At 44.8% G+C, this 14,550-nt stretch carries 12 protein-coding genes; 4 read left to right on the top strand and 8 right to left on the bottom strand.

Features of this window, described 5'->3' with window-relative positions; all coding sequences use genetic code 11:
• Window positions 1–45 precede the first annotated feature (45 nt).
• The 6 genes from INP78_RS02275 to INP78_RS02250 form a co-directional block, all read right to left on the bottom strand.
• The gene (locus INP78_RS02275; protein WP_194740580.1) at window positions 46–1,098 is read right to left on the bottom strand and encodes an aldo/keto reductase; all 1,053 of its coding nucleotides are present in this window, start codon (window positions 1,096–1,098) and stop codon (window positions 46–48) included.
• Window positions 1,099–1,111: 13 nt separating this feature from the next.
• Window positions 1,112–1,687, bottom strand: coding sequence for a TetR/AcrR family transcriptional regulator (locus tag INP78_RS02270; RefSeq protein ID WP_194740579.1), 576 nt, complete (start codon window positions 1,685–1,687; stop codon window positions 1,112–1,114).
• A 127-nt stretch (window positions 1,688–1,814) separates the two neighbouring features.
• Complete coding sequence (locus INP78_RS02265; protein WP_194740578.1) at window positions 1,815–2,315, bottom strand: heme-binding protein; 501 nt, start codon at window positions 2,313–2,315, stop codon at window positions 1,815–1,817.
• Window positions 2,316–2,785: 470 nt separating this feature from the next.
• A complete protein-coding gene (locus INP78_RS02260; protein ID WP_194740577.1) occupies window positions 2,786–5,845 on the bottom strand; it encodes an efflux RND transporter permease subunit in 3,060 nt (1,019 codons plus the stop codon).
• A gap of 13 nt (window positions 5,846–5,858) precedes the next feature.
• Window positions 5,859–7,040, bottom strand: a complete 1,182-nt coding sequence (locus INP78_RS02255) for an efflux RND transporter periplasmic adaptor subunit (protein ID WP_228522597.1) — start codon at window positions 7,038–7,040, stop codon at window positions 5,859–5,861.
• Window positions 7,041–7,050: 10 nt separating this feature from the next.
• Complete coding sequence (locus INP78_RS02250; protein WP_228522596.1) at window positions 7,051–8,394, bottom strand: TolC family protein; 1,344 nt, start codon at window positions 8,392–8,394, stop codon at window positions 7,051–7,053.
• 87 nt (window positions 8,395–8,481) lie between these two features.
• On the opposite strand from INP78_RS02250, the gene INP78_RS02245 reads away from it, so the two are divergent.
• Together INP78_RS02245 and INP78_RS02240 are read left to right on the top strand one after the other, a co-directional pair.
• Window positions 8,482–9,141: a response regulator transcription factor gene (locus INP78_RS02245; protein WP_194740576.1), complete on the top strand. Its 660-nt coding sequence runs from the start codon at window positions 8,482–8,484 to the stop codon at window positions 9,139–9,141.
• Between the two features lie 3 nt (window positions 9,142–9,144).
• Window positions 9,145–10,491: an ATP-binding protein gene (locus INP78_RS02240; RefSeq protein WP_194740575.1), complete on the top strand. Its 1,347-nt coding sequence runs from the start codon at window positions 9,145–9,147 to the stop codon at window positions 10,489–10,491.
• Window positions 10,492–10,493: 2 nt separating this feature from the next.
• Here the strand turns inward: INP78_RS02240 and INP78_RS02235 are convergent, their stop codons facing one another.
• Window positions 10,494–12,170, bottom strand: a complete 1,677-nt coding sequence (locus INP78_RS02235; RefSeq protein WP_194740574.1) for a phosphoethanolamine transferase — start codon at window positions 12,168–12,170, stop codon at window positions 10,494–10,496.
• A 325-nt stretch (window positions 12,171–12,495) separates the two neighbouring features.
• Between INP78_RS02235 and INP78_RS02230 the strand changes: the two genes are divergently transcribed.
• Together INP78_RS02230 and dapA are read left to right on the top strand one after the other, a co-directional pair.
• Window positions 12,496–12,849 carry a hypothetical protein gene (locus INP78_RS02230; protein ID WP_194740573.1) on the top strand — a complete coding sequence of 118 codons (354 nt, stop codon included), beginning with the start codon at window positions 12,496–12,498 and terminating at the stop codon, window positions 12,847–12,849.
• A 3-nt stretch (window positions 12,850–12,852) separates the two neighbouring features.
• Window positions 12,853–13,830: a 4-hydroxy-tetrahydrodipicolinate synthase gene (gene dapA, locus INP78_RS02225; RefSeq protein ID WP_194740572.1), complete on the top strand. Its 978-nt coding sequence runs from the start codon at window positions 12,853–12,855 to the stop codon at window positions 13,828–13,830.
• Between the two features lie 21 nt (window positions 13,831–13,851).
• Here the strand turns inward: dapA and kdpE are convergent, their stop codons facing one another.
• Window positions 13,852–14,550 carry a two-component system response regulator KdpE gene (gene kdpE / locus INP78_RS02220; protein ID WP_194740571.1) on the bottom strand — a complete coding sequence of 233 codons (699 nt, stop codon included), beginning with the start codon at window positions 14,548–14,550 and terminating at the stop codon, window positions 13,852–13,854.

Raw genomic sequence — 14,550 nt, 5'->3', positions numbered from 1 at the left:
GTTTTGAATCACCATCCCAAACACCCTCCGCAACCGCGGCTGAGATTAGGCGTTTAAGCGATGCCAATCATTAAGGCGTATGCCCGCAGCGATATTTTTGACCGAGGCAGCAATCTGTTCATGTGGCACGCCCAGGCTGACCCGACTCGCCGCATCCAAACGCGCGATCTGGCTGTCATCTAACGCTACTTCAAGTGCGCCCAACGTCGCCTGGAGCTGATCGGCCGTTCTTGAGCCAAAGATGGGAATCAAGGCGGTGGATGATGTCCTGGCTTGATGCAGCAGCCAGGCAACGGCAATATGCGTCGCGGTTGCGCCCGCCTCTTTTGCCACCTCAAAAATGGTGTTCATTAACAAAGTATCTTTTTCGGTGGTTTCGGTATGCACCAGCATGCCTAGTTTTTCTAAGCGTGTATTCGCCGGATGATCGCGATACTTGCCAGTGAGCAACCCGCCGCCCAGCGGTGACCAAGTGGTGATTGCCAAGCCGAGTGCTTCAGCCATCGGCAGCAGTTCACGCTCGGCAGTGCGCTCCGCCAAACTATATTCTGTTTGAATGGCCACCATGGGTGCCCAACCTCGCACCTCCGCCATCAGGTCTGCCCGCGCAATGCGCCAAGCAGGAAAATTCGACAAGCCTGCATAGAGAATTTTGCCCGCACGCACCAGGTCATCAAAGCCACGTAGCACTTCTTCCATCGGCGTCATGCCGTCACTAATGTGCGCCCAATACAGGTCAATATGGTCAGTATTCAAGCGCTTGAGGCTCTCCTCAACGGCGCGCATCATATTTTTACGGCTATTGCCTTTTGCAGACACGCCGGCACTGGAGTCGGTGCCATTGGTGTATTTGGTAGCCACCACAAAATGATCCCGGTCTGCGGCAATCAAATCGCCCAAAAGCTGCTCAGACTGGCCAAATTGATAGACATTTGCAGTATCAATAAAATTGCCGCCAGCGCTGGCGTACATCTCAAAGATTTTTTTGGCCTCTGCCGGCTCTGCGCCATGGCCCCAACCGGTGCCAAAATTACCGGTGCCCAATGCTAGCGCTGACACACGCAGTCCGGCCTTTCTGCCTAACGTTGTATATTTCATCACAATTCCTTATCTATTCCTCTACATGCGACGCCTTTCTCGCGACCGCTAGAATTTCGTCTGAGAGTGGACTGTTAGACGCGGCCCGCGACAATACCAGCGCGCCTAACCATTGCGAAAACATGGCAATCGCATGGCTACGTCGTTCATCCTCTGTCTGCCCGTCGACCAAGGTGCTTAGTAGCTGAATGGTAGACGCCACGCCTTGTGCGAACACTTGTTGCACCGCAGCGTCATGTCGGGGGACTTCGGCGCCCAATGTTGAAAACAGACAAGTGCTGCTGAGATCATCACGGTTTTTTGCTGACAGGTAAGAAGAACCAATCCGTTTTAATGGATCAGCGATCTCGGGATTATCGATATGTGATTGCCAGCGTTTTAACGACTGGCTGCCGATCTTGTCGCAGGCCTTGGCAATCAAATCTTCTTTAGAGTCAAAGTTGTTATAAAAGCCGCCCACCGTCAGCCCGGCGTGTTTCATAATGTCAGCCACACCAACCCCATCAAAGCCCACTTGCCTGAATAGGCGCGCGGCCGTATCAAGCACTAATTCCCGGTTCTCAATGGCCTTCTCTTTACTTACCTTCATCGCAATGCCTCATTATCTGTATTCACTGGCGCCCTTACCCACACGCGCCTGACTCGTATTATAGGCATTGTGCGCCAGCAGCCTACTCCCCACGCTTTACACCTGCATATCTGTAGCGCTGGTGTAGTTATTTCAGAATAGACTTCACTGCGTCTATGCCGGCCTGCGCGCACTCAGCATCTTCGTGTGGATAGCCACCACTGACACCAATCGCCCCCAGGAAATCTTTGCCGGTGTTAAAAGGAATGCCCCCGGCCAACGTCACAAAACCTGGCAACTCTGCCAAGCCCGGCGCCATGCCGCCTTTTTTGTCCTTGCCATAGGCAAACTCTTCAAACAATGATGTTGGCATTTGCATTTTTGCCGCGTTTTCGGCCTTAAGTTTAGACAGCTCGGCAGACGCAATATAAGCGCCATTCATCCGTTGAAAATACACAGGATTTGCCCCGCCATCAACAATGGTGATGCTCATTTTCCAGCCTTTTTCAGCCGCCTTCGCTTGGCAGCCAGCGGCCATTTTTTGCGCGGTTTCCAGATTAAGTACAGGAGTTGTCTCGAGCGCATGCGCTGACAAGCTCATCACGGCGAGTGGCATGACTAAACAGAGCAATAAATTGGTTGGCTTCATGTTGATGTCCTTAAACGGTTGATTTTCACGATCATATATTACGAACGTAATTTATAATAGACTATGACTTTCCAGCTGTCAAATATAAATTATGATCGTAATTTATTTAAAGCCATCATGAAGCGCTAAAATCGCTGTTAACGCCAATGCTTCAACAGCAGGCCAGCAAAACAACATCACCCGACTTCGCGCCCGTTGCCGCGATGGTCCCGCGTGCAATCACACGTGTCGTTTGCAATTTAACTCAAGATCCAACATCCATATAAATCAGAGACTTACAAAAGTCTTGCAAACCCCTATTCCAAGCTATTTGCAACACAAGTTGAGATTTAGCAGGTTTTTTGCAAATTAACTTGAGATTTGACCCAACATGAATCGTCACTAATTCACTAGACACCTTTAAGCTGTAATTTTGCCTCTCTTGCTGGTTATAAGATAATTAAGGTATATGGCTTAATCTCAAACTAATTTTAAAGAGATGTTCCATTCCGGCTCTTCGTAATCAACAGTAGAGACGGCAAGAACACTACATTGGCCATCACTGCAAACAACAAACCAGTGACAACAACCAAAGCCAACGGGTACTCAATTTCATATCCTGAAATTGGCCCTTTAAATATGATCGGCATTAAAGCCATCGTTGTTGCTAAACTTGTCATGGCGATTGCTCTAGTGCGGTTTGATATGGCAGATATTAGAATTTCCTTTGTTATTGCAGAATTCTGGGACTGTTGCTGAACATTTGAAATAATCAAAATGCCATTTCTAGCTGCAATCCCAATCACGGCGATTAATCCGATCATGGCGCCGAGAGATGTCACTCCCCCGGAAAACCATATTCCCAGAACACCACCTGCAATCGCAAAAGGAAGCATTGCAAACAACATTAGCGTTAATCGTACTGATTTAAGCGATGTTTTAATCAGTATAAAAACAACCAGAAGTGCCAAGCATGTGTATGCAATCAGCGTTTTAGTTGCATTTCTCTGCTCTGCGTACTCACCCATGAATTTAATGTAGTAGCCATCTGGCAACTTGATATGCGAGAGCTTATTCTCAATAGACGAGGCAACGCCACCACTATCTTTTCCAGTAACATTGGCAGAGATGTCAATTTTTCGAGAAGCTGATTCTCGTTTCACCTCATTTGGTGTTGGTTCAATATAGATATCAGCAACATCCGATAGCTGCACAACTGCCCCTGTTGGGCTTAATATTTGCAACTGTCTAAGTGACATCAAGTTATCACGTACTGGGTGATTGCCGATGAGACGCACATTAAACCTTGCCTGATCCATCAATATTTCGCCCTGAACTTTGCCTTGGGTCATCAAAGTCAGTGCCTGCTTGATCTCAGCTTCATTGATTCCATATTTGGCAGCCTGCGAATTTTTAATTCGCACATGAATTTGTGGCACCAATACTTGCGATTCAACTTTCAGATCAATTACGCCAGGCTCTGTTGCTAATATTTGACGGATTTCTTCGGCTTTATTCCTAAGTGTCTCCAATTCATCGCCAAATAATCTGATCACGACACTCGAACTGTTACCAGACATGACCTCCTTAGTGCGCTCTTTCAGATAGGTTTGTACATCCGTAAAAATGCCGGTGTACCCAGAGATTGTTTGATTGATTTTTTGCACTGTTTCTTCGTAGGGCACATTTGGAGCAATGCTTATCCAGAGCTCACAAAAATTCGGACCGACCACTTCATCTGCGACTTCAGTGCGTCCGATATGTGCCCCCAAGTTTCTGACTCCATCGATTTGCATCAACTCCTCACTGGCACGAACAGTCATTTTTTTCATCTGTTCAACAGATGTCGTTGGGCGCGAAACAAAGTGCATCAAAAAGTCACGCTCTTTAAATGCTGGTATGAATTCAGAGCCAAGAAATGGAATGCTACACATGATCAAACACAATCCAATCATCGCACCGAGCACGATTTTTTTTGGTTCTTCCAACATGCGAGATAACCATTTGTTCAGAACGGCAAACTCTGGTGAATTGGCGTGAGGAATATGCCGTGTGTTCTTCAATAAGCAATATGCCAGCGCGGGTGTCAATATGAGGGCAACCAGCAGTGAGGCTGAGATTGCTAACAAATAGCCATATGCAAGTGGTTTAAAGAATGCACCAGCAATGCCTTCAAGGAAAAAGACCGGAATGAATACTGACATGACAATAAGCGTGGCATAGATCACTGCGCCTCTCACTTCATAAGAGGCTTGAACAATCACTTTCAGAAGAGATTTAGGATGCTGGCTGTTTTGATTCTGTTCTACCGAACGCAGTATATTCTCCAGATCAATAATCGAATCATCGACGACCTCACCTAGTGCAATCACCAGCCCTGCAAGCACCATGGTATTTATTGATATTCCCAACCAGGTAAGAATTAAGATGGCGGTGACCAAAGATACCGGAATGGCAACCAGACTAATCACGGCTGGACCTGGCTTACGTAAGAACCAGAATAAAATGATTGCAACTAAAGCAATGCCAACCAGGATGGCTTGTTTTAGGTTGTCGATGGCTTGCTCAATAAACGATGCTGGTCTGAAGATGGTGGCATCCAATGTGACATCTTTTAAACCGGGCTTTAATTCTTTAAGCGCCCGATCAATGTCTGCGGTCACTTTCAGCGTGTTGGCATCAGGATGTTTTTCGACAATCAACAACAAACCGTCGCCGCGATTGATGACGGCATCGCCAATAGGCATCGCATGATGCCACTCAACCTCAGCTACTTGCCCAAGCGTAATGGGGATGCCATTATTAATCCCCACTACCATGTCCATAAAATCTTCTTTTGAGATTGTGGGCCGGTCATAAGTGACAGCCAGTCTTTGCTGATTCGTATCGAGGTAACCTGATCCCTCGGAACTGATTGCAGAAGTGACTTGTTGACCGACTTGGGAAACAGAGAGTTGGTATTGTGAAAGTTTGAGCGGGTTAAATTGAATATGCAGTTCAGGCTCGCGTAATCCCCAGATCGCAACATTGGCCACACCTTGAATAGACATCAAACGAGGTCGTATTGTCCACAATACTTTCGTGCTTAACTGTTGGATGGATAGTTGACCTGAAGTTAAGCCAATTTTTAATACCCTGGAAAGCGAAGATAAGGGCGGCAGCATTACAGGTGTTTTAGCGGTTGCAGGCAATCGCTGGCTAACTAGCAATAGTCTCTCTTGTACAGCCTGTCTGGCCACGTCAATCTGGGTGTTGGGCTCAAACAGCATGACAACAGATGAAAGGCCAAGCACCGACTTTGAACGCAATGTTTTAAGATGCGGAATTCCATTCATGGCATGCTCAACAGGAATGGAGATCAGTTGTTCTGTTTCCAGACTCGATAGCCCTGGTGCTTCAGTTTGTATCTCCACTTTGACTGGAGAAAACTCAGGGAAGACGTCCATCGGCGTTTCTGGAATCCACCGCAATCCCGCCAAAATAAGCATGATTGCCAGGGCAATTACAAGGTGGCGTAGCTGAATCGCCCGCATCGTCAGTTTTTTCAACATATTCAGTTCTGCCCTAATGCGTGTAGCCTGTTTCAAGCGCAAATAATTCTTGAGCACCCTGAGACACAACAAATCGTCCTGTCAGATGTGGCTTCTTAACTACACAGGCGTTTGAGGTCTTGTCTGAGACAAACACTCGTTCACGCCGAAAATGCGTTTCATCCTCTTTGAGGTAAATCCATTCACCTCCATACATATCGACCACAATTGACGAACAGGGTATGCCCAATGCCATCAGTCTTGGTGCTCGCTCAAAAATGTTGACACTAAGTTTTTGCATGACGGCAAGCTCTTCTATATCCGAGGATATATACATCACCTTGCGCATCCCTGTTTGCGGATCTGCATCTAGGGGCAGCATCACTTTCTTTAAATGAATTTCTTTATCGCTTACCGCATCATCTGAAATCCAGGCATCGTTTAATTGCAAATTTTTAATCTGATCTTGTGGAACGAAAACGGTGATCAGCAATTGATTGGTACTCACGATATCCAGCAATTTACTACCTCCGGCCAAAAGCTGGCCGGAAGTAAAATTGACACTAGCAATGACACCTTCTCTCGCTGCTTTAATCTCATATACGCCGCTTGCTCCCTCTGCGACAGCTTGTTTCAGCAGCGCGTGTTTCTGCTTGACGGTATTGAGATTGGTTTCTGCAATCGCTAAATTAGCTTGTGCATCATCGACACTCTTTTGACTGCCTACGTGCTGCATAAATAACTGCCTGGCTCTGTTAAATACCAAGCGACTCGCTTCTACTTGTTCCTGCGAGGATTTGAGTTGTCCTTCCGTATCTGAAAGGTTGGTTAGCAAACTCAGTCTGGTTTCTGGCGTCACCACGGGTTTGATTTTGAGAAGCGGTTGTCCTGCTTTGACCTTATCTCCCAAATGCAAATGAGCATTCAAGTCGACATACCCATTAAAAGGAGTGATGTAATTAGTGAGAGCTTGAGGCGCATAGCCGATTTGTGCTGGAAATAGCTTTGATGAAAGTGCTTTTGCTGAGCGTATTTCTTTTACTTCCAATCCCAATTTCTTGATTGCATTGTTTGATAATTCGACCTGATTGAACTGATTTTCATTGGCAGTGATTGTTTCGGATAGAGCAAATAATGGGCACAGCATCAACATGCCTAACAGGCATGTTATAAAGCGATGTGATTTAATAACTATCATGTGGTGGTTGATCGACATGACTTCTCTTTCAATGATGATTAATCGTGAGACTTTGGGAGGTGCTGGTGCTGCGCATGAGATCCGACCAACTCAGAATCATGTCTGCTTTCAGTTGGGTCTCTCGCAGTTTAAGATTGAGATATTTTCTGGTGCTTTCCAGCACACTTAAATAGGCAATCTCACCGTTCTGATAGGCGGTTTCAGCGTCATGAATGACTTGCACTGAATTGGGAAGTAACGCCGTCTGCAACTGTTGCCACTCTTGGCAATCACGCTGGTATTTGAATTGACTGACTTGAATATCAAGGGAGGCCTTTAGTTTGGTCGCCTCAGCCTCGTGCATGGTTTTTAGTAGCTCAGCATCAATACGTTCGACCTGTCCCTGATTTTGATTGAAGATAGGCAAATTGAATCTTAGAGCCGGCGCCAGAACATGACCATTAGTTTGGCCACTGGTCGCATCTGCAATAGCAGCAGGCGCTAACCAGTTTAGCCCGTTCAAACGGCGCTTCTCTTTCACAGCCATGATCGCAGCTTCAGCAGCAAGGACATCTGCTCTGCTAGAGATCGCAGCAGTTTTTAATTGGCTAATGTCTTCCGCAGAACAGGAAGGTAACAGTGCATCGCTTAGTGATAACTTCCGTGTCTCATTGGCGTGATTAAGCATATGCATGAGTTGTATATTAGCAATCCGTGCTTCAATCCTTGCAGATTGCAAGTCTCGCTCGACTAATAACATTTCGTTTTCTGCAATCAGCGAATCTTGAGCGCTGGTATCCCCTAAACTCTCACGAGTTTTAGCTAATCGGGTGATCGTGTTGTTAACACTTAAAGCCTCCTCCAGTCTTTTAACTTTTTCCTGGCTAATAACGGCTTGTGCGTAAGCGACACGCGCGTCGCGCACAAGTGAAAATCCAGTCTGCATTAATTGGAGTTGCGTCTGTTTTGATTGAGCTTGCATTTGCTTAAGTCGTAACGGCCTGAGCAATAACGCCTCAAGTGGAAACTCTATGGCATAGCGATAAGGTTTATTCGCTACTCCAAAAGCATAAAATACTGAAGGATTGCTGATTTGACTGGCGAGTTGTAAATCTGCCTGCGTAATCTCCAGTTCTGTTAATTGCGCTTGAAAAGTAGGATTGTTACGCAAGGCGAGTATGACCGCAGCATACTCAGACAGAAACTCATCTGTTTCATTAAGCTGCTCATGTTGCTTTGATTGCAATGACTGGTCTTGGGACACGATATTGGCAACGAGTTCTTTAGGTTTGATAGACTGTGGACCCTGACAGGCAGTCAGCAGCGCTACAAAGAACGACAAAGCAATCCTGGTGCAGATTATTCGGTTCATAAAGAGTGTGAAATTAATCATATTAGACGGCATCTTGCAGTGCTTTTCTTAAGGCAACCTTAAGATTGAGTGTTTAATCTGCTCGTAAATGTCATGGAGAGACGCAAAGTGAAACTTCTGCTGGTGGAAGACGACGCGATGATAGGCGAAGGATTGCAACAGGCTATGCGAGCGCACGCCGTATATTGGGCTAAGGATGCGATGCAGGCCGAACAGGCAATCATGCAAGAGGTATTCGATGCAATTTTGCTCGACATTGGATTACCCAAAAAAAACGGGATTGAATGGCTTACTGAATTCAGAAAGGCAGGTAATCAAACACCTGTGATCGTCATTACCGCCAGGGATGCAGTAGAGCACCGAATTGAGGGGTTAGATGCCGGGGCAGATGACTATGTACTCAAGCCATTTGCAATTGAAGAACTGGAAGCCAGACTGAGGGCTATTTTCAGGCGCAAAGAAGAACGGCTCACCAATCAGATTGAAATTAATGGTGTGGTGTTAAATACCGCAAATTACACGTTATCTGCTGGTGCGTTAAGTCACAGGCTCTCCAGTAAAGCATTCGCAATCATGTATCACCTGATGTCGCAGCCAGGCATGATTTTTTCTAAATCGCAATTGGAGGAAAAGCTCTATGGCTGGGGTGACGAGATTGAAAGCAATGCGGTAGAAGTTCACGTGCATCATATTCGCAAAAAGTTTGGGCAGGATATCATCCAGACCATCAGAGGAATTGGCTATGCCTTTCCTGACAAAAAGGAATAATAAATGCGCTCTATTAAGTTTGAACTGACTATTTATCTTTCTTTGGGTATTGTTCTCATTATTGGGCTGCTCTCTTTTTTATCCTATCACTCAGCAGAAGACGAATTAGGTGAGCTATATGACGCGAATATGGAACATTTGGCAGCGGCCATGATTGAGAATTATGCTGGACATGCTGCAACCGAGCAGAACTTCATTTCTGGACTTAGAAAATCTAAGCTGCATGGAGAGCAGGATTATCTTATCCAGGTGAAACAAAATAATCAGCTTATTTATCAATCGCATCAAGGAGACTTTGCAGCCCAAACCGACAAATCTGGTTTATTTACAGAATGGGTAGCACACAAGCGCTGGCGCATTTTTATTTTAAAACAAGATGGCTTGACGGGTGTGGTGGCACAAGATTATCAACTTCGCCAACACACAATCCGAGATGTGGCCATCAAGTTAATTGTTCCCCAATTGCTGGTGGTGCCTTTTCTAATTATTGTTACGTTAATGATTATTCAAAAAACATTCAAGCCGCTTACTGTGATGTCAGAAGAGATGGCCAGACGAAATGTGGAGGATCTGAATCTATTTAATGAAAATAATCAGCCAAAGGAATTGATTCCAATCATCCGATCTTTAAATGTTTGGATGAGAAATGTGAATGCATTCATTTCGCTCAGAAAAAGATTTACCAGCGATGCAGCACATGAGCTCAGAACGCCAGTCACCGCATTGAGGCTACAACTGTCTTCATTAAGCAATGCCAACCAAAAAGAACTGCAGGATCGACTGCCACGTGTTTTTGACAGTCTCACTCGAATGGAGCGTTTGGTAGCGCAATTATTGACTCTGTCAAAGGTTGAACCTGATGCGCGACCAGGATCAGTGGGTAACATAGACTTGAATGCGCTTATCGTAAGGGTATTAAATGATCTTCGTTCTATCTACATGGAAAAAAGACTAGATGTTGGAATGACCTATTCTGATAACGTAAATATCTCTGGAATAGCTGATGAAATTGAGACTCTATTGAATAATCTTCTGGTGAACGCAATCAACTATTCCCCAGAGGGTGGGTTAATTAATATTCAAATAAGATCACATCATCATGCCATTGAAATAGAAATTGAAGATTCAGGACCTGGCATCAATCCCGATGATATGAACAAAGTGTTTGAGCGATTTTATCGCTCTCAAAGTGACAAGGTGCCAGGTTCCGGGCTAGGTCTTTCAATTGCTCAAGAAATTGCTCAAAAGCATCATGCAGAAATCATGTTAATTAATAAACAACCAGAGTCGACAGGGCTTATTGTTAAAGTGATTTTCAATAAAGCCCTCGAATCTAACCTTGATCTTTAATTTCAATCTATGCGAATACTGTTGCTTTCATCAGAGATAGCATAGTTCTTTAGGTTTTTATTCTTGGTTAGCATTTTATTCTTGCCACCACACATACTTGACTCTAATTCATATGCAATCATGACTGAACAGAACAAGTCATCGTGTGAAAGTGCTTGGTTTTTAAATGGCTTGATATCGTCAATGTTGTAATCAAAGTTGCTGCCTGTCCATAAAATTGCTGGAACATGCTTTTGTTCTTTGGGGGCAAGCATGTATGGTGCTGCATGCAAGTAAAGCCCATGCTCACCGAGTGATTCACCGTGGTCTGAAACATATAGCATTGCAGTCTCGAATCTATCGTCATGATTTTTAAGAAAACTTATGACCTCTGATAGAAAGTAATCAGTGTATAAAATAGCGTTATCGTAGGCATTATCAATTTCCTGCTGGGTGCAATCTCGTAATTCACCTGTTTGGCAAGCGGGTTTGAATTTTTCGAACTCTTTGGGATAGCGACGATAATACTCGGGACCATGGTTGCCCATCTGATGTAATACGATGAATATGTCTTTACCCTTATTTTGATTAATATATTCATCTAGCTTATTTAACATTCCAATGTCTCTACACTCTCCGTGACAGACGGGGTTAAGCGTAGGAGACTTGAAGTCTTCATAACGTATACGCGTTGCCACGCCCTTAGAGTCAGAGTTGTTGTCTCTCCACAAGACGGCAACTCCATGATAATTCAATACATCAAGAAGGTTTTCCTGGGCTAATGCTTTTTCTTTGTCATAGTTTTCCCTTCCAAGAGAGGAAAACATGCAGGGAACAGAAACGGACGTAGAGGTCCCACATGAGGATACATTACTGAAGCTAACAACATTTTCTTTCGATAGGCGAGGATTAGTATCGCGCTTATAACCATTGAGTGAGAAACGATCGGCCCTAGCCGTTTCACCGACAACCATAATGATCAGCTCTTTTTTGCTATCTGCGAGGTCAAGGTTTTTTGCATCGCCGGCAACATTGATTAAAGGCCCTTTGTTTGCTTTGACGCTCAACTTACTTGTTAAAAACTTAATCGATGAATAGGTAGCATAAGTTGGATTTGCATAAAACCTAACAATTTTGTGCTCACGGATAAATGTCGCGTAGTCGGCTGTAAACGGAATCACCAAAGCAACTATGCCTAAAATCAGAAAGCCTATGGTTTTAAGTCTGGAAATTAATTCATTTTTAAAGTTGGTATTCTTGGGGAAATACTTAATCACCAACCACGCTGGAATTAAGCCAAAAATAAATGTCCTGACAATTAAGCTGCTAGTTATTAATCCAGAAATTTCATTTCGGTCAGTTTGTATGATGTTATCAATCATTACTGTATCAATGATTACACCCAGGTGATCCATGTAATACGCAGCTTGAGAGGAAACAATCAGAAAAAAGGCTAGAATCCAGCGTGCATATCTCCCTAAGCAAACGAAAAGAAAAAAGATTGCTGTTAAGAATGTGAAAAATAGGGAGATTGATACTAGAAAGGGGATGTTGTGTATCGTGAGCGGATATATGTTGGTGATGCCATGGAACAGTGAGTAATTCGAACTCACCATTATAAAAACAACCCATAGACTGATTGCTGTTACTTCTGATTTCTTTGTGAAATTTGAAAAACTTAATTTTGTTGTGCTTGCCATTGACGTCTTCCTCTCGAAAAGAAGGCACAGCAAAAATTATTCCAAATTCTAAGATGTTGATTAATAAAGGTGAATTGTGTATTAGATTTAAGTTCCATGCAAAACTTGCATACTGATGAAGTTTTATCTGCAAGTTTTGCAGGTTAAATTTAGCAACTAAGTAGCTCGAACAATTCAATAGCTTTCTAGCGATTAAACTCTTGTACGGCTTTGTAGCCACTACTGACATTTATACAGTTTTTATTTTTAGCTTCGTCCAATTTACGGGTTTTTAATACCTGATTTAATAGACTGAATACCTCGTAACAACATGAAAGAGTGAGGTATGTTTTATTTAACGTCTGATACACCATGGCAGCACTCGCTTACCAAAGCGTTTTTAAATAGCCCATATACACCTTCCAAACGCTCTCCTCGAATACACAGACATACTGTCAAGCATCTGGACTATATTGGAATGTCGGTGACGATTGATGTACATCTCATGTCTCAATTCAGGTTTATCTTAGCCACACAATTCAAAAACCTGGTGCCTTCTTATACGGTCAAAACCGTTGACCGTTCAAAACGCGTCAAAATATCCATCAAAGCTGTGGCTGGCTGTGAGCAGAAGATCATGTCAGTCGTCATGAAATTCTTTGAATCTGCTGAATTTGGCCATTTCAGGAAGGAAGTTTGAATCATGGATGGTGACTCTGCTCGTTTGGTATCGCATGCCCCTGAAAAGATGAAAGTCAGTCACTCAGTGGCATTTGAAAACATAAAAGATAAACCCGTACTGGAAGGCATCTGGGTACCGCTGGTGACGCCATTCAAACATGGTGAGCTGGATCTGCAGGCATTAAAAAACCTGACACAACGGATGGTCAACCACGGCGTGCATGGCTTGGTGGTCTGCAGTACGACTGGTGAGATGGGTAGTCTGTCATTAGATGAGCAACTACAAGTCATTCAAACGGTGCAACAAGTCACGCATCAAAAAACACCCTTGCTAATCGGCCTGCTTGGCACAGACACCAGAGCGATGGTGCATCAAGCAAAATTACTGGATACTTTGAATCCGTTTGGTTTCCTTATTGCACCGCCGCCGTTTATCCGACCATCCCAAGCAGGGCTGTTCGCTCACTTCACCGCACTGGCAGATGCAGTCTCCTCCAATATTGTGTTGTATAACATTCCCGGCCGCGCTGGCGTGGCGCTCGCACTTGAAACGCTACAGCGGCTGGCAGAAAACCCTACTTTTATTGGCATCAAAGAATCCAGCGGTGATGTGGAAACGTTGCGCCGTACCATCAAAGCATCCAATCTCCCCGTGATGTGTGGGGATGACAGTCTGATTGTGGACGGGTTATTACATGGTGCCACTGGTGCGATTGCTGCGTCTGCACACATTCATACGGAAATGTTTCTCAACCTCTACGCGCTTGCCAAGAGCAAGCGGCATCAAGACGCCAGTGAGCAGTTTTCCAAGCTAGAGATGTTGATTCGCTTGCTATTCCAAGAACCTAATCCAGCGCCAGTAAAAGCTTTGCTTGCTTACCAGGGATTGATCAGCAACGAATTAAGGCTGCCACTCACTACGGCCACCCATTGCCTAAGCGAGCAGCTTATTCAAACACTGCATCAATTAGAAACGGCCCTCGCCCAAGCTGCAGCCTGAGCTGTGGCCCAATTAAGTGGGTTACAGCACCAGGCGGTAACCCACTGCGATTTCTGTTAGAAAATGCTTGGGCTGGGCTGGGTCTTCTTCCAGCTTGTTACGCAAATGCCCCATATAAATACGAAGATAATGGGTATGCTCGATATAGGATGGCCCCCAGACCTCTTTCAGCAAATGCCGTTGCGTGAGCACGCATCCGGCGGAGCGAAGTAATACAGTCATCAGCCTGTATTCAATGGGGGTGAGGGATACTGGTTGCCCGTCGCGGTAGACCTGGCGCTTAACAAAGTCCACGGTAATGTTGCCAAAAGTGATACTCGACTGACTATTACTCTGCTGCACCGAATGATGCCTTCTCAGATGGGCGCGGATTCGGGCTAGCAACTCTTCTGATCCGAATGGTTTAGTGATGTAATCATCAGCGCCTGCATCTAGCGCACTGACTTTGTCATGCTCGTTAGATCTGGCAGACAGCACAATAATCGGGATAGAGCTCCAGGTGCGCACTTCTTTAATCAGCTCCACACCACTCATGTCTGGCAGCCCTAAATCGACAATGGCAATTTCAGGTTTGCGCGTGCCGATCTCTACCAGACCACGTTTGCCATTTTCTGCGGCAAACACATTAAACTGCTCGCCCTCCAGAATAATGGTCACCAGCCTGCGAATCTGCTCCTCATCTTCTACAACAACAATATTGCCTTTTGGACTCTCAGACAT

It is taken from the genome of Methylophilus sp. 14 (assembly GCF_015354345.1).
Lineage (GTDB): Bacteria > Pseudomonadota > Gammaproteobacteria > Burkholderiales > Methylophilaceae > Methylophilus.
Note: the sequence above shows the minus strand (reverse complement) of the source record. Positions and strands in the feature narration are given on the sequence as shown.